This is a genomic window from Carnobacterium sp. AT7, from assembly GCF_000171855.1.
GTDB classification, from domain to species: Bacteria; Bacillota; Bacilli; order Lactobacillales; family Carnobacteriaceae; genus Carnobacterium_B; species Carnobacterium_B jeotgali.
Genome location: NZ_ABHH01000004.1, coordinates 65,001 through 85,398 on the forward strand (window position 1 = coordinate 65,001; position 20,398 = coordinate 85,398).

The 20,398-nt window shown below is 35.1% G+C and carries 20 protein-coding genes and 1 riboswitch; of the genes, 4 read left to right on the forward strand and 16 right to left on the reverse strand.

The features are described from left to right. Positions 1–196: 196 nt before the first annotated feature. On the forward strand, positions 197–838 hold the full coding sequence (gene cbpA / locus CAT7_RS02565) for a cyclic di-AMP binding protein CbpA (RefSeq protein WP_007721652.1): 642 nt from the start codon (positions 197–199) through the stop codon (positions 836–838). Positions 839–887: 49 nt separating this feature from the next. Here cbpA and CAT7_RS02570 read toward each other — a convergent pair whose 3' ends face one another. The 16 genes from CAT7_RS02570 to CAT7_RS02645 form a co-directional block, all read right to left on the reverse strand. Continuing rightward, entirely contained in the window at positions 888–1,379 is a 492-nt protein-coding gene (locus CAT7_RS02570; protein WP_007721654.1) for a QueT transporter family protein, read from the reverse strand. A gap of 4 nt (positions 1,380–1,383) precedes the next feature. Further along, a riboswitch (PreQ1 riboswitch) is annotated at positions 1,384–1,429 on the reverse strand. 104 nt (positions 1,430–1,533) lie between these two features. Next, entirely contained in the window at positions 1,534–1,884 is a 351-nt protein-coding gene (locus CAT7_RS02575; protein WP_007721658.1) for a type II toxin-antitoxin system PemK/MazF family toxin, read from the reverse strand. Positions 1,885–1,911: 27 nt separating this feature from the next. Further along, positions 1,912–2,160, reverse strand: a complete 249-nt coding sequence (locus CAT7_RS02580) for a hypothetical protein (protein ID WP_007721660.1) — start codon at positions 2,158–2,160, stop codon at positions 1,912–1,914. Positions 2,161–2,454: 294 nt separating this feature from the next. Further along, positions 2,455–2,805: a holo-ACP synthase gene (gene acpS, locus CAT7_RS02585; protein ID WP_007721662.1), complete on the reverse strand. Its 351-nt coding sequence runs from the start codon at positions 2,803–2,805 to the stop codon at positions 2,455–2,457. A gap of 324 nt (positions 2,806–3,129) precedes the next feature. Further along, a complete protein-coding gene (locus CAT7_RS02590) occupies positions 3,130–4,713 on the reverse strand; it encodes a DEAD/DEAH box helicase (RefSeq protein ID WP_007721664.1) in 1,584 nt (527 codons plus the stop codon). A 488-nt stretch (positions 4,714–5,201) separates the two neighbouring features. Then, entirely contained in the window at positions 5,202–5,912 is a 711-nt protein-coding gene (locus CAT7_RS02595) for a Bax inhibitor-1/YccA family protein (RefSeq protein ID WP_007721666.1), read from the reverse strand. Between the two features lie 86 nt (positions 5,913–5,998). Further along, on the reverse strand, positions 5,999–7,387 hold the full coding sequence (locus CAT7_RS02600) for a UDP-N-acetylmuramoyl-tripeptide--D-alanyl-D-alanine ligase (protein ID WP_007721668.1): 1,389 nt from the start codon (positions 7,385–7,387) through the stop codon (positions 5,999–6,001). A 102-nt stretch (positions 7,388–7,489) separates the two neighbouring features. After that, positions 7,490–8,590, reverse strand: a complete 1,101-nt coding sequence (locus CAT7_RS02605; protein ID WP_007721670.1) for a D-alanine--D-alanine ligase — start codon at positions 8,588–8,590, stop codon at positions 7,490–7,492. 236 nt (positions 8,591–8,826) lie between these two features. Next, entirely contained in the window at positions 8,827–9,594 is a 768-nt protein-coding gene (locus CAT7_RS02610) for a hypothetical protein (protein ID WP_007721672.1), read from the reverse strand. A 279-nt stretch (positions 9,595–9,873) separates the two neighbouring features. Beyond that, on the reverse strand, positions 9,874–10,149 hold the full coding sequence (locus CAT7_RS02615; RefSeq protein WP_007721673.1) for a type B 50S ribosomal protein L31: 276 nt from the start codon (positions 10,147–10,149) through the stop codon (positions 9,874–9,876). 139 nt (positions 10,150–10,288) lie between these two features. Then, positions 10,289–11,584 carry a transcription termination factor Rho gene (gene rho, locus CAT7_RS02620; RefSeq protein ID WP_007721674.1) on the reverse strand — a complete coding sequence of 432 codons (1,296 nt, stop codon included), beginning with the start codon at positions 11,582–11,584 and terminating at the stop codon, positions 10,289–10,291. Between the two features lie 12 nt (positions 11,585–11,596). After that, positions 11,597–12,868: a UDP-N-acetylglucosamine 1-carboxyvinyltransferase gene (locus CAT7_RS02625; RefSeq protein WP_007721675.1), complete on the reverse strand. Its 1,272-nt coding sequence runs from the start codon at positions 12,866–12,868 to the stop codon at positions 11,597–11,599. 279 nt (positions 12,869–13,147) lie between these two features. Continuing rightward, positions 13,148–14,005, reverse strand: coding sequence for a class II fructose-1,6-bisphosphate aldolase (fba, locus tag CAT7_RS02630; RefSeq protein WP_007721677.1), 858 nt, complete (start codon positions 14,003–14,005; stop codon positions 13,148–13,150). Positions 14,006–14,137: 132 nt separating this feature from the next. Next, the gene (locus CAT7_RS02635; RefSeq protein WP_007721679.1) at positions 14,138–15,736 is read right to left on the reverse strand and encodes a CTP synthase; all 1,599 of its coding nucleotides are present in this window, start codon (positions 15,734–15,736) and stop codon (positions 14,138–14,140) included. 254 nt (positions 15,737–15,990) lie between these two features. After that, positions 15,991–16,608, reverse strand: a complete 618-nt coding sequence (rpoE, locus tag CAT7_RS02640) for a DNA-directed RNA polymerase subunit delta (RefSeq protein WP_007721681.1) — start codon at positions 16,606–16,608, stop codon at positions 15,991–15,993. A 44-nt stretch (positions 16,609–16,652) separates the two neighbouring features. After that, positions 16,653–17,084: a DUF1934 domain-containing protein gene (locus CAT7_RS02645; protein ID WP_007721683.1), complete on the reverse strand. Its 432-nt coding sequence runs from the start codon at positions 17,082–17,084 to the stop codon at positions 16,653–16,655. 212 nt (positions 17,085–17,296) lie between these two features. Here CAT7_RS02645 and CAT7_RS02650 point away from each other — a divergent pair, with 212 nt between their 5' ends. From CAT7_RS02650 to yidA, 3 genes are read left to right on the forward strand one after another with little or no spacing between them, the layout of a single operon-like run. Continuing rightward, entirely contained in the window at positions 17,297–18,166 is an 870-nt protein-coding gene (locus tag CAT7_RS02650) for a lipoate--protein ligase family protein (protein WP_007721684.1), read from the forward strand. After that, positions 18,163–19,557: an HD domain-containing protein gene (locus CAT7_RS02655; RefSeq protein WP_007721690.1), complete on the forward strand. Its 1,395-nt coding sequence runs from the start codon at positions 18,163–18,165 to the stop codon at positions 19,555–19,557. The genes CAT7_RS02650 and CAT7_RS02655 overlap by 4 nt, the downstream gene beginning before the upstream one ends. Continuing rightward, positions 19,554–20,393, forward strand: a complete 840-nt coding sequence (yidA, locus tag CAT7_RS02660; RefSeq protein WP_007721692.1) for a sugar-phosphatase — start codon at positions 19,554–19,556, stop codon at positions 20,391–20,393. The genes CAT7_RS02655 and yidA overlap by 4 nt, the downstream gene beginning before the upstream one ends. The last annotated feature ends 5 nt before the right edge of the window (positions 20,394–20,398 follow it).

A 20,398-nucleotide genomic window follows, 5' to 3' on the forward strand; every position in this document is an offset into this window, starting at 1 on the left:
TCATTTCACTTATTTATTGAATTCTTTTTTTATTATAGAATGCCATTTACTTTCAGACAAGTTAATCTTACTATTATCTATCTGCTTTAGATCTCTAAAGAATTTCTTCATCCATTTCTAAAAGCATTGGATACCTTATCTACTATATGTTATTATCAAATTAAATAAACCAATCCTTAAAGGAGGATATACAAACATGCTTATAAAATCACTTTGCATTCCTAAAAAGAAACTAACTACAGTAAACGAAACTGTAACCCTTCAAGAAGCTATCGATATACTTGAAAATTCAGGTTTTCGATGTGTACCTATCTTAGATGAAACGGGAACAATCTTTAGAGGAAATATTTACAAAATGCATATCTATCGTCATAAAGCTAACGGTGGAGATATGAATTTACCAGTGACGCATTTATTAAAAAATGCTACAAAATTCATTTCTATAAACGCATCCTTCTTTAAAGTCTTTTTCTCAATTAAAGAATTGCCTTATATTTCTGTACTAGATGATGATAATCGCTTTTACGGAATTTTAACCCATAGTTCATTACTAAATATGTTGCAACAATCATGGAATGTTAACACAGGTAGCTATGTATTAACCATTGCTTCAACTGGTCTAAAAGGCGATTTAGCAAATATGACAAAAATCATTAGTCGCTATTGTTCTATTTCAAGTTGTATCACATTAGACGTTGAACAAGATGAATTAGTTCGTCGCACTATGATCACTTTAGAGTCTGGCGTTACAAAAGATGTCGTTAAGCAATTATCTGCTTCTCTAAGCAAACGAGGCTTTCGTGTTGTTGAAATAGAAGATTTAAAGAATATTGGTTAAGCCGTTTATTCGTTAAAAAAAGCTAAATGCTGATGCATTTAGCTTTTTTCTATCTTTCTATTCTTTCATTAAAATGAATTTTTTTATCAATATAGATCATAACTGGCATACCAATCCCCATTACAACCAGTTCTCCAATCGCAACAGTTAAGTAGCTAAACCAAAACGGCAATTGCAACGCTAGATATAATTCCCATGCTATTAGCGCTGAGCCAATAGTGAAAACAATTGTATTTACACTCATTTTTACCCAAACGTTCGTTATCCTTCTCGTTAGTCCACTCATGATAAGCAGTGAAATCAGTGTGTGCGCAACACCAAATACTAAGTCATAAATAACCATAGGTGAAAAAATAAGATTGGATATCAAAACTCCACCAACTATCCCTATGATGTATTTTTTATTAAATACGGCTAAATGATTCAACATTTCCGCGACGCGAAATTGAATTGCACCAAAAGACGTAAAGGCTAATGACGCAGTAATCGCCACGTATAGCGCTGCAACTACTGCGTTTATTACTAAACTTTTAATTTTCATTTTATTCCTCCTAGTTTTTTTTCGTGGGATGGTCAACGAACCACGTTTTTACAACCTTCATAGCATACCACTTAACACTTAGTTTTTCAATTTGTTTGAAAAAAGTAAAAAAAAGCATTCGTTCATTCACGAATGCCACATATTATTTATTTTTTTACACCTGACCTGATAATCCAACACTTATCGCCAAGGCATCATCAATTTTTTTCATCATTTTAAAGTCTAATTGAGTCACTTTTTCACGTAATCGTTGTTTATCAATTGTTCTTATTTGTTCTAATAAGACAACAGAATTTTTTTCAAGATTATACTCTTCTGCTGATATCTCAACATGGGTAGGCATCTTTGCCTTTTGGATTTTAGCTGTTATTGCTGCGATAATAACGGTTGGACTGTAATGGTTGCCTACATTATTTTGAATAATCAAAACTGGTCGCATCCCACCCTGTTCCGAACCTACAACTGGCGATAAATCAGCGTAATAAATCTCTCCCCGTCTTACCATAGGTATTTTCCTCCTTATAACACCTGGTTAGAATTGGGCACCGACCTCTTTTTCACAAACTTCAAATTCATCACAAATATCAAGATTGATACGAGACATCTCTGCATATCCTTTACGCATGGTATCATAGACTATTAAATTCTCTTCTAAAAAATAATTCATAACCGAATTAACAAATTCATTTTCATCAATATTTGCAATAGAGCAATATTCTTTAACTACTTTGTAAACTCCTGGCGCTAAATTAACTTTCATTATGTTATCATTTTCATCCATTACCCCATACCTCCTAAAAGATTACCTTTTCATACCCCATAAAAAGGATTCACTTCAAGAACATGGTAACATGAAATGATAATCATTGAAACCGCAACCTTAATAAAAAATCAAATTTCACTTTATAGACAAATCTGATTTTATCTTTAGGTACCTTAAGGCGTTAACTAACCTATTTCATTGTTTTCTAACTGGAATTACTCCAATTAAATTTCCACTTAAAAACTTTAAAACAATTATATGTATGACGAAATCCCTATTAAACGGTTGCTTCGTTTCCTCGTTTCCCCTTTTCTATTTTTCTAAAATAATTTGTGCGGCAACAATTGTATCTGTGTGAGTAATGGAAAGAAATACATTTCCTTGAAAAGGACATTTTTCAACTACAGGTTTACCATAATTATCTGGTATTATTTCAATATCTTGAAAACCCAACTTCCCAATTCCTGTTCCCATCGCCTTTGAAAAAGCTTCTTTCGCTGCATATCTCCCAGCTAAAAACTCCATTTGACGATTACCTTTTAGCCTAGAAAAAATTTCCATTTCTGCTGGAGTAAGTACTCGGCTAGAAAAAGTTTCTCTTTTTAAATAAGCTTCCTTTATACGAGTGATTTCTGCTATATCTAACCCGATACCTACGATCATGTTACACACCTCTTTTATGCCTTTATCAATTTTCTTACTCACGTAAGTTATATTCTATAATATTAAGCTAATCTTATCAACAATATTTATTGTGTCACTTGTAAAAGGTAATTATTTCCACTTGCTAATGATCTATTTTAAATCAAATACTCATTTTTTTACAGACTCTATAATTCTTAGTGTGAATAGACGAATTTAGTTCATACTCACCATTCGAGAGGAATAGGTTTGCTTGTAGCTCAGCGGTGTATTTAAGTCTCAAATAGTAGGTAGTAGAAAAAACAAAAAAGACCAAGACAATTGTCTTGATCTCTTTTAACTAATTTAGTCTTTATCACGAATAGTAAATTTACGTTCTCCGCCTGCATTACGACGGTTATCAGTAGACTTTCCACGACTGTCTTTACGACGGCTGTCGCTTCCGCTACGTTTTGAATCTTTATTCCATTTTCCGCCTGCACTTGAGCTTGCGTTACCGCCACCACGACGTTCAGAAGGTTTTCCACTACGACTACTTCCGCCACGGTATCCACCTTTACTGCTACTTCCGCCACGATTGCTTCCGCCGCCATGACTTCCGCCTTTACGACCAGGTAATGGACGCTCTGGAGTAATTTTAACTGGAACTTCATCAGCATCTTTTGTTACACTCTTCAAGAATGCAGCAGCAAGATCTTCAGCTGTATAAGTTTCTAATAATTGTGCAGCAGCTTTTTCATAACGATCCAAGCCATTAGCATCAACAATAGAACCTACTTCGTCAATTGACGCTTTAATTTGTCCTTCAAAAGCTTCAGCATTTGTTGGTGGACGCAATGGTGTCATTGCTTTTTTAGTTAAGTCTTCAATAACACGTAAATATCCCATTTCATTAGGTGTAATAAATGTTACAGAAACACCCTCTTTTCCTGCACGACCAGTACGTCCAATACGGTGAACATAGCTTTCTGGATCTTGAGGAATATCATAGTTATATACGTGTGTAACTCCGGAAATATCTAATCCACGAGCTGCTACGTCAGTTGCTACTAAAACATCTAATTTACCTGTTTTAAAAGCTTTTAAAACGCTCATACGTTTTTGTTGAGAAAGGTCGCCATGGATTCCTTCTGCGCGGTATCCGCGAGCTTCTAATCCACGAGCTAATTCATCTACACGACGTTTTGTACGACCAAAAATAATTGTTAATTCTGGTGTTTGAACATCAAATAAACGAGTCATAATATCAAATTTTTCGAAGTCTTTACAACGTACAAAAAATTGTTCAATTAAACTATCTGACATTGTAGTTGCTTTGATTTGAACATGTTCAGGTTCTTTCATAAATCTTACACCAATGCGTTTGATAGCTGGTGGCATTGTAGCAGAGAATAACAATGTTTGACGTTCAGCTGGAACTTCATGAATGATTGTTTCAATGTCATCGATGAATCCCATATTCAACATTTCATCCGCTTCATCTAAAACTAGTGTTTCAACATGTCCTAATTTCAACGTTTTACGTTTGATATGGTCTAATAAACGACCTGGTGTACCAACAACAATGTGTGGTGCATCTTTTAAAGCACGGATTTGGCGACTGATATCAGCTCCACCATAAACTACTTGAACACGGACTTTTTTATCGCGGCTTAAACGGAATAATTCTTCTTGTGTTTGGATAGCTAATTCACGAGTTGGTGCAATAACTAATCCTTGTACATTACGGTTGTTTACATCAATTTTTTGTAACATTGGTAAACCAAATGCTGCCGTTTTCCCTGTTCCTGTTTGTGCTTGCCCAATAACGTCTTTTCCTTCAAGTGCTAGTGGAATCGTTTGTCCTTGGATTGGTGTTGCTTCCTCAAATCCTAAACGTTCTACTGATTTTAATAATTCAGGTGCTAATCCTAATTCTGAAAATTTCAATATATTTCCTCCCAATTTTAAAACCTTAAAGAGAGATTTTTGCGAAATACAGGCACCTTCATTAGTTTAATCAATGCACCTGTTTGCTGTAACTCCATATAAAAACTCGATGTTCGTTCGGTCGAATGTACACCAAGTTTTTCATTTCATATAAAAAACTTGAATTTTTTCCAAGTTTATCTGCTTATCTAGTTTCACAAAACCCTCGATGGCTTCATTTTTTATTAAAGATTATTCTTCAATCTAAACCATTCTATCATGTATATTTTTGTTTATCAATTGATTTGGCCTATTGTTTTTATGAACACGTTTCCTTTAAGCTTTTTCTTTCGATTCTATGAGTTCACTTGCTTTAGTCTGCGCTTTCACAATCTTTTTGCTCATCTTATTGACATAATCTTTGATAGAACTCTCTACAAAAAAAGAAACTAAAAAAAGGTTTTTCACCTCTCTTTTAGTTTCTTTTAACTACTTGAAGCGGTCTATCATTAATCTCTTCCGCCACCAAAAATACGTAACAATCCAATAAAGATATTAATAAAGTCTAGATACAAACTCAATGCTCCACTAATAGCTAACGCACCTAAATTTTGTTCGCCTGAATAGCGCGTATAAAGATCTTTTAATTTTTGGGTATCATAAGCTGTAAAGCCGATAAAGATGACAACAGTAATAAAGGATAACACCATATCAGCTGGGCCACTTTTCAGGAAGAAACCATTCACTAACATAGCAATAATCAAACCGATTAACGCACCTCTTAATTGTCCTCCTAAAGTTGTTAAATCTTTTTTAGTTGTAAACCCGACTAAACTCATACCTGCAAAAGATGCAGCTGTGGAGATAAATGCAGCCCCAATGCTCCCTAGATCATACATTAGGAAAATAGAAGATAGTGTAATTCCATTGATAACTGCAAAGGCAATAAAACCAATGATTGACGCACTTGCCGATCTTAACTTAGCCCCATTCGAAGCTAACTTCATAACTAACGCTATCTCAGCAATAAAAAAAGCTAACATTCCGAATCGAGTACCAAATACCAAGTTTAAGATAAATGAACTTTGCGATGCATAAAAAGCGGTTATACCTGTTATTGATAAACCTAATGTCATATAAATATATATTGAAGCAAAAAATTTAGACAAACTTGTTGTATTTACTGCTTGATTAGAAACTTCTCTTCTAGGTGTATTCATGCTAATTAAACCTCCTAATTTATTCGTTTGTAATAGTATAGCAATTTTTTCTGATTAGTCACTCAGTCTTTAGACATATTTTTATATTAATCTTGTAGTGCCCTTACAACAGAAAGTAAATCTGTACCCAAACTTGATTTTATGAGCACGTAATCTCCAGGCTCGATTTGTTCTTTTGCCAGTTGAATCAGCGGTTCTTTGTCACCAGTAAAGTAAAAAAGGTTGTCGTTTGCGAACGTTTCTTGTAAAGATTCATAAAGTACACTCATTTCCTCACCGTAAAGAATAACCTTTTTGATTTGGTTTGGATTTAGAGACTCCTTAATGCTTAAGTGCAACTCTGAAGAATGCTCTCCCAATTCTAACATATCACCTAAAATCACAATTTTCTTACCTTCGTTTTCAAAAGTACTAAAATTATCTAACACAGCTTTCATAGCAGTGGGATTCGCATTGTAAGCATCATTTAAAATACGACTCCCATTTATTCCAACCAACCATTCCGTTCTATTTTTAGTTAACTGAAATTTGGCAAGTTTTGGAGCTGATTTTTGGATAGGTACACCTAAAACTATTCCTGCCATCAATGCGGCCAATGCATTGTTTACATTGTACGTTCCTAATACAGGCAAACTTATCGTCATATCAGGGGTTTCATTTGTCGTAAAACTAGTTTGATTCATTTGTGCATCTATATTTAATGGGTATAAATCATTTTCAGCAGCTGTTCCAAATGTTTTTAATTGTTTATCTGTCAAAAAAGTGACTCTTTCTTGCAGTAACGGTTCTTCACCTGGATAAATTAATACACCATTCTCTTTCAAGCCTGAACTAATTTCCATTTTGGCATCCGCGATACCCGCTCTCGATCCAAAAAACTCAATATGTGACTCACCAATCATGGTTATAATAGCTACATCTGGCTCCGCTAGATCTGATAACACTTTAATTTCTCCAGCATGATTCATTCCCATTTCTAAAATAACTACTTCAGTATCTATCGGCATTTCAAGAATCGTTATTGGAAGACCTATGTGGTTATTAAAGTTTCCTTGTGTTTTATGCACCCGATATTGACTAGATAATACTGCATCCGTCATATCTTTTGTAGTCGTTTTTCCGTTGCTTCCTGTAATTCCAACAACTTTTGGATTGACTTTAGTTAAATAAAATTTAGCCAAATCTTGTAAAGCTTTTAATGTATCTTCCACTTGAATGACAGGAAAATCAGCTGCCACTTCAAACGGCAAATCTTTTAATGATTTACTCCATAGAGAAGCTCTAGCTCCATTTTCAATGGCTTTTAAAATAAACTGATGTCCATCATTATTTCCTATTAATGGCACAAATAACGATTCTTTTACTAATTTCCGAGTATCAAAATCAACTGAAATTATTTCTTGATCAGACCACATGCTGGTATCATTTAACGCTCCAACTGCTGCTGCAATTTCTTTTATCGTTAAAGAAATCATAATTACGCTCCTTTTAAGTTTAATAAATCACTGAACACTATCTGTTTTGAAAGAAATAGAGACCGGAAAACGTATCCCAGCCTCTATTTCTAGCAACAAGTTTTATTGCTCATGATTTTCATTTTGAAAAGACAGTCGTTCTTGATGTCTTCTTAAAGCTAATTGAATCAATTCCTCAACTAAATCACCGTAATTTAATCCAGTATTTTTCCATAAAGTAGGATACATACTAAATTGCGTAAAACCTGGCATAGTATTTACTTCATTGATAAATACTTCATCATTGCTTGTTAAAAAGAAATCACACCGACTCAAGCCACTTCCATCTAGCGCTTGGAAAGCACGTACTGCGTATTCGCGCAAACGCGCATTAACATCCTCAGAAATTAATGCAGGTATTTGTAGCACTACGTCATTGTTGATGTATTTCGATTCATAGTCATAAAAGTCAACGCTTTTCACTAATTCTCCAGGAACTGAAATATGAATATCGTCATTTCCTAAAACAGCGACTTCAATTTCTCTAGCTTCAATTCCTTGCTCAACAACAACTCTCCGGTCATAACGCAAAGCTAATTCAATTGCGGCAATTAATTCATCACGGTTTTCGGCTTTGCTGATTCCAACACTTGATCCAAGATTTGCCGGTTTTATATACATTGGATAAAATAAAGTACCTTCGCATTGTTTGAAAACAATTTCCTTATCATTTAGCCATTCAGCTTTTCTTACTGGCACATAAGGGACTTGTGGTAAACCAGCTTGTTGAAAGAGTTGCTTACTAATAATTTTATCCATACCGCAAGCACTTGCTAAGACACCAGCGCCTACATAAGGCATACTGATAACTTCAAATAACCCTTGAACTGTTCCATCTTCTCCATTAGGTCCATGTAAAACTGGAAAAATAACAGCATCTTCTTCTTTTAAATCAGAAGGTTGGATAATCATACCTTGCGATTGTTGATTGTCATCAACTGCAAATTGTACGTTATCCGAAACAGCTAATTTTAAGGCATCTGAAGCCACAATATCGCTTGCTTGTTTAACAATTGCACCTTTTATCCATTGACCACTTCTTGTAATATATATAGGTTGCACTTCATAGTAATCATAATATACTTCTTTAATAATAGAAAAGGCAGTCAGAATTGAAATATCGTGTTCTGCACTCTTTCCTCCATATACTAGAAAGATTTTCATTTTAGTTATCCTCCGAATTTACTTAGGTATATTTACCTCAGATTCTTTATAATTCAAAAATTATTGTAACATATTTTTTTACAGAAAAATAGCACACCTATTAGAAACAACTATTCTTATCTAACGTGTATATTATTTTTAAACATTCCAAAAAAAGCCCTTTGTGCAACTTATCCGATTACTCTGTTATAGCGTTACAACAGCGTAGTCTGTTTAGTTACCTCATAGGACTTTTCTTATAGCGATTGTATGTTTTTGACTTCTTTGAAAAACCATTTTTGGTTTTTTTCACTAAAACACAGGTTACCTAATAAATTTTTCTCTAGAAAATCGCGATCAACAAAGTTTAAACGATCTTCTGCTAAGTAAACAGGAATCTCATATACTTCTTGTTTTATTGTTAGATTTTTAAATGAAAAAACAACGCCTTCTTTGAGCAATGGGAACATATCCTTAACTTTAGAAACTGGAATACACGTAATTTTTTTCACTTTTTTGAAAAGAAACACATTTTTTTTCTCATTTACTTTTTTTTCTAGGTTGTTTGTTATATTGACCGACAAAACATTATAAAACCGATCTAAATTCCGGTAATACACTTTGGTCATTCCTTTAGGTAAGGTTAAATGGATATAATTATTTTGTAATTTATAATAGAAAGGTGAGTGCAAATGTGTATGGGCATGTGCAATATATAATAACTCAGAAATCTCAACGGGGGATAATTGCCTCATTAATTCAACACTTTCGAAATCAATCCATTTAGGAGGAGTATCGATTGTATGTTGGCTTTGCTCGAAGTATTCTTGAATTTTTGCTATTCCTCGAATCATGCGAAAACCAGTATGAGGGTCATATTCCCCAATACCTTTAGGAGCATTTAGCAATAAAATATTCTTAGGCGGTTTCTTAACGGCATCTTTGTATTCATCCATCGTGATGCCTTTACTCAATACAGCATTTGCAATAGTATCTAAATGAACATAAGTAGATTCTGAAGGCACTATACATTTCTCCCCTTGTCTTTTTCTCTTCTTCATTGTACTACTTATACACCAACTAATCTGTATCATTTAGATAATATTCTGGTTACAAAAAAGCTATGTAACCGTTCTATTAAGACAGTACCATGACAATTACGTTTGTTATAAAAATTCAAACTTTTATTATTTATTTTATTGAAAATTTATGAACACCTTTCTCAATACATCTGAAAAAAGCTTTTAAGTAAACAAAAAAAGAGCGTGGGACAAATTGTCCTGCGCTCTTTTTGAAAGAAAAAATTATTTTGCTTCTTCTTCTTGTTTGTTTGCATCTGCAATACCATATTTTTTGTTGAAACGGTCCACACGTCCGTCTGCTTGTGTGAATTTTTGACGTCCTGTATAGAACGGGTGTGAGTCAGATGAAATTTCGACACGGATCATTGGGTAAGTAGAACCGTCTTCCCATTCAACTGTTTCGCTTGAATTTTTAGTAGATCCTGATAAAAATTTATATCCTGTAGTAGTATCCATAAATACAACTTGTCTGTATTCTGGGTGAATTGCTTTTTTCATATATAAATCTCTCCTTATGCCCTGATGCATTTGCTGTATCAGAGTTAATTTTTGTCTTTAGACAACATTAGCATAATAACATATTTCCCAATTCAAAGCAACATTTTTTATTAAATTTCCAACTGAAAAAAAACCACTTTTAGCGCTGAGAATTTCTAGTATTTCTTGTTTTAGTGATGGTTTTATCCGTGAAATTCTCAAAAAACTCTTCGTTGTTTTTTGATTTGCGTAAGGCTTTTATAAATTGATCTGTTAAATCTAAGGCATCTCCTGTCATTGTATGGCGCAATTTCCAAATCATATCTAATCGGCTATCTTCCAACAAAAGTTCTTCTTTTCGTGTACTAGATTTTTTGATATCAATAGCTGGAAAAATACGGCGTTCTGCAAGTTCTCTCGATAGATGCAGTTCAGAATTCCCAGTTCCTTTAAATTCTTCATAAATCATGTCATCCATGCGACTTCCAGTATCTACTAAAGCAGTTGCTAAAATTGTTAAGCTGCCACCTTCTTCAATATTTCTCGCTGCTCCGAAAAAGCGTTTTGGTCGATACAACGCTGCCGGATCCAACCCACCACTTAATGTTCTACCGCTTGGTGGAAGAACCAAGTTATAGGCACGCGCTAATCGCGTAATACTATCCATTAAAATAATAACGTCACGTCTATCTTCTACCAATCGCATAGCTCTTTCTAACACTAATTCTGTTACACGCACATGATTCTGTGGTTGCTGATCAAAAGTTGAAGAAACAACTTCTCCTTTAACACTTCTTTCAATGTCCGTCACTTCTTCTGGACGCTCGTCAATCAGTAAAATGATCAATTCAGCATCAGGATAATTTTCAGCGATTCCATTGGCAATTTCTTTCAACAGAATTGTTTTTCCGGCTTTTGGAGGCGCAACGATCAATCCACGCTGACCAAAACCTACAGGAGCTAAAATATCGATCATTCGATTTGAAATTTTTGTTTGTGACGTTTCAAGAGTGATTTGTTTTTCAGGATAAAGCGGTGTTAGTGCAGGGAAATGAGGTCGTTCCTTTGCATCTTCTGGATCTTTTCCATTTACGAGATTTACATGCATTAACCCATAGTAACGCTCTGATGGCTTAGGTGGTCTTGCTTTACCGGATACTTTATCCCCATTTCTTAAACCAAATCGTTTGATTTGAGAAGAAGAAATATAAATATCTTCTTTACTTGGTGTGTAATTGATTGGGCGCAAAAAGCCAAAATCTTGTTGAGCCATAATATCCAACACACCTTCGACAATAAAGAATCCTTGTTTTTCTTCTTGTGCTCGGATAACAGCCAATGCTAATTCCTTTTTGTTCATTTGACTGTAATAAGGAATTTTTAGGTCTTTTGCATAATTGTAAATTTCTTTTAACGTTTTCATTTCTAATTCGGTCAATGTTAATAAATCACTCATATTAGTTAACTCCTATTTGTTATCGTCTTCAATCATTTGGACATCTGCACCTAAAACTGTTAATTTTTCTACGATATGATCGTAACCCCGTAAAATATTTTCAACTCCAGTAATCGTTGTTGTTCCTTCTGCCATTAAGCCCGCGGTCACAAGACACGCTCCTGCTCTTAAGTCACTTGCTTCTACTTCCACGCCTTGCAACTGTTTTATTGGTCCTTCAATTAAAATCATATCGCTTTCAACACGGGCTTTTGCACCCATTCGTACCAATTCTGGTATATGTTTAACGCGTTTAGGGTAAATTGTATCCGTAATTAAAGAAGTTCCGGTTGCTTTTAATAACAGAGGAGTTAACGGTTGTTGTAAATCTGTCGCAAATCCAGGATAAGGAAGTGTTTTTACATTTATCGCTTTTAAATGAGTGGCTTCTTTTACTCGGATGCTGTCTTCTCCAATTTCCATTGGCACGCCCATCTCTTCCAGTTTGGCTACTAGTCCTTCCAAATGCTCTACAATAACATTTTTCACAAGAACATCTGACCCAGCTGCGGCTGCCATAGATAAGTAAGTTCCAGCTTCAATACGATCCGGTATAATTGTGTGCCTACACCCATGAAGCTCATCGACTCCGTCTATCCGAATAATATCTGTACCAGCACCTCTTACTTTTGCTCCCATATTGTTTAACAACGTTGCCACATCAATAATTTCCGGCTCGCGCGCTGCATTTTCAATAATTGTCTTCCCTTTTGCTTTCACTGCGGCTAGCATGACGTTAATTGTTGCACCAATTGATACCACATCTAGATACAGTCTTGTTCCAACTAAACCTTTTTCATCTGTTCTTAAATACATGGCTCCCATTTCATTATCTACAGTGGCTCCTAAAGCACGAAATCCTTTTAAATGTTGATCAATAGGGCGAGGTCCTAAGAAACAGCCTCCTGGTAGTCCAACTACCCCTTGTCCAAATTTAGTCAGTAAAGCCCCCATAAAATAATAAGAAGCACGTAGACTTTTTATTTTTCCATTTGGCATTGGAATAGAAACCATATTTGTTGGATCGATAGTCAGCGTTGAGCCATCAAAAGTAGTTTCTACTTTCATTACATTCAGAATATCAATTAATGAATGGACATCTTGGATATCTGGTACACCTTCTAAAACAACAGGTGAATCGGCTAATATCGCAGCTGGTATCAAAGCAACTGTACTATTTTTCGCTCCATTGATAGTCACTTCTCCTGATAACTTTTTCCCACCATTAATGATTAATTTCTTCATGTTATACCTCCATTTTTTCTTCTAAAAAGCTAATTTTCTTGAATCAGCGGACAATCAACCGAGTTTTTATCGCCGCTTAAATGCCCTAATTTAACGAATTAATTTTATCGAACTTAATCAACTCTATTTCGATAACGAGTTTAGTAATTCCAGCCTTTTTTCTCTATTTAAACAGGCTAATTCAATCTTACTATAACTCAAAACAACTTACAATTACTATATCTTTTAACCAAACAAAAAAGTCCTTGCCTAAAAGGCAAGGACTTTTTCGTTATTTAATTAAGCTTTGTTTGAAGATCCAAATCTTTGCATAGTTTCTTTAACTGTAGAAACAATTGCAGTTTTACCTGGTGCAATAACTTTACGTGGGTCATAAACTTTATCGTCAGTGTTTAATTTTTCACGTACAGCTTTTGTCCAAACTTGTTGTAATTCAGTGTTAACATTAATTTTAGAGTGACCATTTTCAATAGCTTTTTTAATTTGGAATTCTGGGATTCCAGATCCACCATGTAATACTAGAGGAGCTTTAGTTAAGTCAGAAATAATTTTCATTTCGTCAAAACCTAGAACAGGTTCGCCTTCATAATCACCATGTACTGATCCTAAAGCAGCAGCTAAAGCATCGATCTTAGCTTCAGTTACCATACGTAGACATTCTTGAGCGTCTGCGTAGTTTACTCCACCAGTAACGCCATCTTCAGTTCCACCAACAGTTCCAACTTCTGCTTCTACTGATGCGCCTTTCGAATGAGCGTATTCTACAACTTTTTTAGTTTCTTCAATGTTTTTGTCAATTACAAATGCAGAGTTATCAATCATTACTGATGAAAAACCAGCATCAATTGCAGCTTTACAGCTTTCAAAAGAAGAACCGTGATCTAAGTGTAATGCAACTGGAACTGTAATGTTCATTGTTTCCATTAAAGCTTCAACCATTGCAGCTACAACTTTAGAGCCACCCATGTATTTTCCTGCTCCTTCAGAAACACCTAAAATAACTGGTGATTTTTCTGCTTCAGCAGCTTCTAATACAGCTTGTGTCCATTCAAGGTTGTTGATGTTGAATTGACCTACAGCATATTTACCTTCTAAAGCTTTATTTAACATATCTGTCATACTAACTAAACGACTCATATATTTTTTCCTCCTTAAGGAAATCTTTTTATTTACTAAGATACTCTTAGTCAACGATGCTATTATAACAATAAAACATGAAAATATCTAGATTTATTATAAACTTAACCAGTTTTCATGTCCCATTTGCTATCAGTTGCTTAATGCTGCTTTTACAAAACCTAAAAATAGTTTTTGTGGGCGATTCGGACGTGAGACAAATTCTGGATGGAATTGGCACGCTACATAAAATGGGTGGTCAGATAACTCAACAATTTCAACTAAGCGATTATCTGGTGACACACCTGAAAAGACTAAACCTTTTTCTTCTAGCATCGTCCGGTATTCATTATTGAACTCGTAACGGTGACGGTGACGTTCTTGAACAACGTCAACATTGTCATAGGCTTGAGCTGTTACAGAACCTGGTTTTAATTTACATGGATACAACCCTAGGCGCAATGTCCCTCCCATATTGACCACATCTTTTTGATTTAGCATCAAATCAATAATGTTATATGGTGTGTCTGGGTCAGTTTCTGCTGAATGCGCACCTTCTAAACCTGCAACATTGCGTGCAAATTCTACACATGCTAATTGCATACCTAAACAGATTCCTAAGAACGGCACTTTATTTTCACGTGCGTATTGAATTGCTAAGATTTTGCCTTCTAGACCGCGATCACCAAATCCACCGGGAACTAAAATTCCATCTGCATTTTTTAATTTACTTTCAACATTTTCTGGTGAAACTTCCTCAGCATTGATCCATTCTACTTCAATTTCAGAATCTACAGCATATCCTGCATGGTTTAAAGATTCAATAACTGATAAATAAGCATCAGGTAATTCAACGTATTTTCCAACTAATGCAATTTTTGTTTTCTTAGATAAATGCAATACTTTTTGTTCTAACGCAATCCACTCTGACATATCTGCAGGTGGTGCATCAATTTTCAAATGATCACAAACAATTTGGTCCATGTTTTGTTTTTGTAAATTTAATGGAATAGAATACAACGTGTCTACATCACGTGATTCAATAACAGCCTCTGGATTCACATCGCAAAATGAAGCTAATTTATCTTTCAAACTTTGTGGAACAGGTTTTTCTGTACGAATCACTAGCAAGTTCGGCTGAATCCCTAACCCACGTAATTCTTTCACACTATGTTGCGTTGGTTTTGTCTTCATTTCACCAGCTGCACCTAAATAGGGAATCAATGTTGTATGGATATACATAACATTATCTGCACCTACATCACTTTTCATTTGACGTAAGGCTTCTAAGAAAGGAAGCGATTCGATATCTCCTACTGTACCGCCAACCTCGGTTATCACGATGTCAGAGTCTGTTGTTTGACCTGCACGCATAATTTTTTCTTTGATTTCATTGGTAATATGTGGAATAACTTGAACGGTTGCTCCTAAATATTCCCCTTTACGTTCTTTGCGTATCACTTCAGAATATATTTTACCCGTAGTTACATTCGAATATTGATTTAAATTGATATCAATAAATCGTTCATAATGACCCAAGTCTAAGTCAGTTTCAGCCCCATCATCTGTTACGAAAACTTCTCCATGTTGATAAGGACTCATTGTTCCTGGGTCAACATTAATATAAGGATCAAATTTTTGAATGGTCACCTTCAATCCTCGGTTCTTTAATAAACGCCCTAGAGATGCTGCGGCAATTCCTTTGCCTATTGAAGATACTACTCCACCTGTTACAAAAATATATTTTGTCATTTTACCGGCTCCTTCTGACTGTATTAGAGTAAAAATAAAAGAATGATACTGGACACTTTCTGTTTTTCTTGGGTAGCAATGTATAATAAAAACAGAAAAGCTCCCTATCCATTAGTAGAATAGGGAGCTTTTGATTACTTATAGTTCCTGTCCCTTAAATTGAATTTAAGGGAGCCCAATATAGATAATACACATTTCTGTAGGAACCGTCAAGATATTCCTTTTAGTAACAAGTTGCCTTAGAAGAGTCCTTATTAATACTCGTCTTCGGTATCGTCTTCATCTTCGTCTTCGATGATGGTAAGATCGCCTTCAACACCATCAGGTAATTCATCTTCTTCGTCATCTGTACCTAATTCAGACAAATCAGCTTTGTATTCTCCAAGATCTTCTTTGTCTTCATCATCAATCATTACGCCATGTTCATCAACACTAACACGTCCACCGTAAGTAGTCGCATCGTCATCTTCTTCCTCTTCAGGAGAATCATCGTCTTCAGGATCGTCATCATTGTAATCAATATCATCTTCACCTGTAACAAATGCACTAGCTTTTTTGCGTTTTTTACGACGTGGAGCTTCATCTTCATTTCCTTGAGTCACTTCTTCATCGATGAAATCGATTGGGTACCATGAACGTAGTCCCCAGCGGTTTTCTCCTAAGGAAATAAAACTACCGTCAATATTTAAGTCTGTGTAAAATTGAGAAGTTGCAACAGCAAGTTCTTTTGAGTTTATGTTTAAGAATTCTTGTACTTCTTTTAGTAAAGCTGAGAAATCAAGGATTTCTCCTTTTTGATCTAAGATGGCATGAGCTACTTCAATCATTGACAATTCATTTTTGTTTTGCCCGTCAAATTGTGTTAATTTCACGAAAGCCACGTCCTTTCAACAGTCTATTCTTTATCATACAATATTTAAATAGTAAAAAGCAATTGTAATTTGTAATCTCCTAATTTTTCTTTTCCTAAAAACAAATCGTATTCAATGTATACTCTTCCAGAAAAGGGTTCATCTGTATAACTAATCTGCATATTTTTTGTCATTGTTTCAATACTGACTGCACCTTGTGGCGTACGGTAGAGGGTTTCAAATCTTTCGCCTTTATTGAATCGCATTCGTGTAGTCGTTTCACCTTTACGTGTAAGAGTAACGATTCCAGTCGGATCAATTTTAACCGTTACAGGAACGACTCCTGTTTCATAGGTCTCTTGGAAACGAATATAATAAGACGAATTCATTTGAACGACTTTACCAGCTTCGTCGAATACGTGTTTTTCAGTTTCATTGCCTTGAGAAATAATTGTCTCTAAATGTATTTGCGCTGCTCTTCCTTTTGATAAATCCAATTGTCTCACCTCATTATTTTTTATTCCTTATCTACTGTTCACAAAAGGTTTAGTAATTCTAGCCGCCTTTTTCATTTTATTGCATACCTATCTTATCATAGATAAAGCGAATATTATGCTTTTTTGAAACAGTTAAGGAAGAACACTGCAATAAAATTTGCTATAATAAGGAAGAATCGTTATTTATAATCAACCTAAAGGAAGTAAAACCAATGACAACTACTGAAAAAAAAGATTTTTTATCCAATCATTCTTATGAACTTTACGAAGCTACCACTATGCCTTTTCCCAATAAAACCATTTCTCACTTTGCATTAACAGATAGTTTATTGCGTTATGCTGGAAAGTACCAAAAGAACATTGTGCATTTTTGGCCAACTATAAATTTAGTTATTCTAGGCATGATGGATACAAAATTACCATATTTCAAAGACGCATTGGCGGTCCTTGAAGGGTACGGACAACCTTATATCGTTCGTAATTCAGGAGGTTTAGCAGTTGTAGGAGATGAGGGTGTATTAAATTTTTCACTTATATTGCCTGAAGATCCTCAGCAAAAAATGCCTATCAATACTGGATATGACTATATGATGCAGTTGATCAATGATGCCCTCAAACCATTTGGAAAAAAAAGTCTTGCTTACGAAATTAAAAATTCTTATTGTCCTGGAGATTACGATTTAAGTATTGATGGAAAAAAATTTGCCGGCATCTCACAAAGACGCTTAAAAAATGGTGTAGCCATTATGATCTACATCAGCGTAAACGGCAACCAAACGAAGAGAGCTGAAATGATTCGTGATTTTTATCAGGCAGGCTTAAAAGGCGAAACGGTCAAATGGCATTTTCCATCAGTAGATCCTGCTGCAATGGCTACATTAGAAGATTTACTCGGCATTTCTTTGACTGTAGCTGAAATGAAGAATTTGATTTTACACACGCTTCTTCAAAACAACTGCACGATTGTAGCCGGTGAGTATTCTTCAGAAATTATAGCCGATTATAATGAAGGCTTTGAAAAAATGATTCGCCGCAACCAGCAAATGCTCGGCAATTCAATTGATAAGGAGTTAAGCGAATGAGCGACCTTTATGATGATAAATTTTCACTGCCTATCGAACACGTATTACGTGATCCAGTCCATGATTATATTCATGTTCAAAATCAGATTATTTTAGATTTGATCAATTCAAGCGAATTTCAGAGATTACGGAGAATCAAACAATTAGGCACCTCTTCTTTAACTTTTCATGGTGCAGAACATTCGCGTTTCACTCATTCGTTGGGTGTCTATGAAATTGCTCGTCGAATCTGTGATAAATTCAAGCGAAATTATGCTACTCAAACACCCGGTGATGGCGGTTGGGATGATAATGAACGTTTAGTTGCCTTATGTGCAGCATTGTTACATGATATTGGACATGGACCCTATTCTCATACATTTGAACATATTTTTAAAACAGATCACGAAGAGTTTACTGTAGCTATTATTAACTCTCCAGAAACGGAAGTTCATAAAATTTTAGCTAAAGTTAGTGAAGATTTTCCGGAAAAAGTTGCCAGTGTTATCCAGAAAACCTATCCTAACCCGCAAGTGGTACAACTTATTTCTAGTCAAATTGATGCTGACCGGATGGACTATTTATTGCGTGATGCCTATCATACCGGTGTCAATTATGGTACATTTGATTTGACGCGTGTGCTTAGAGTGATTCGTCCTTACAAGGATGGAATCTATTTTCAAGTGTCCGGTATGCATGCAGTTGAAGATTACATCGTCAGCCGTTACCAAATGTACATGCAAGTCTATTTTCACCCTGTTTCGAGAGGTATGGAAGTCATATTAGACCATTTGTTAAACCGTGCAAAAAAAATGTATGTTGATCCAGAGTTCCATTTTACCGATCAACTAAACTTACTTGTGCCTTTTTTTGAAAACAACTTCACTCTTAAAGATTATCTAAAATTAGATGATGGTGTTTTAGCCACTTACTTTACATTATGGAAAGAAGAAAAAGATCCTATTTTAAGCGATTTGGCTACACGTTTCCTAGATCGCCATCCCTTTAAGTCCGTTAAATTTTCTAGCACAACTGATATGGCTTTGATCGAAGAGCTGAAAAGTATTATTCGTGAAGCTGGATACGATACAGACTATTATACAGCTATCAATAACAGTTACGATCTTCCTTATGACTTTTACCGGCCTAATCAAGATACTAACCGCACACAAATAGAATTAGTTCATCAAGATGGTACATTGGTTGAACTTTCTAAAGTAAGCGAAATTGTTTCTTCTATAACGGGAAAGGTCCGTGGCGATGAACGTTTTTATGTACCAAAAGAATTTTTAAAACCAGGAATATCAAATGAAATCACTTTATTTGAACATTTATACGATGAATTTAATCGTTATATTAAGAACGGGGCCATTATTGACCCAAATAAATTAGTGGAGGACTCACCTAAATGACTATAGAATTAATTGCCATCGATTTAGACGGCACATTGTTAACACCCGAAAGAAAAATAAGTACTAAGGTTAAAGAAACCATTAAATTGGCTAAAACCAAAGGGATTAAAGTTGTTATTTGCACTGGCCGCCCTTTACCTGGTGTAAACTCAATTCTCGCAGAATTAAATTTAGAAGAAGAAGGCGATTACGTCATTACTTACAATGGCGCATTAGTTCAGCAATCACATAATGGAAAAGCTATTGCTCATCACACATTAAGTTTTGAGGATTTTCTGAAAATTGAAGAAATGAGTCGTCAAGTCGGAAGCCATTGTCATACAATTGATGAAAAATACATTTACACTGCTAACAAAGACATCAGTCCATACAGTGTAAGAGAATCCTTTTTAGTCAATATGCCGATTCGATTCCGCACAGTAGCAGAAATGGACCCAACAATAGAAATCAGTAAAATGATGATGATTGATGATCCTGACGTTCTTGATGCGGCCATTGCTAAATTTCCAAAAAGTTTTTATGATGACTACACTGTTTTAAAAAGTGAGCCATTTTATCTAGAAGTGTTAAACAAATCTGCCAGTAAAGGTCAAGCACTAAAAGATCTAGCACAAATTTTGTCTATTCCTCGTGAAAATATCATGGCTATTGGAGACAATGAAAATGATATCGATATGATTGAATACGCTGGAATGGGTGTAGCCATGGGCAATGCTATTGCTAGCGTAAAAGACGTAAGTGATTACATTACTGATACAAATGAACAAGACGGTGTCGCTAAAGCAATTGAAGCCATTGCTTTTGAGAACAGTCCAATTCATAATTCCTCAAAATAATCGAA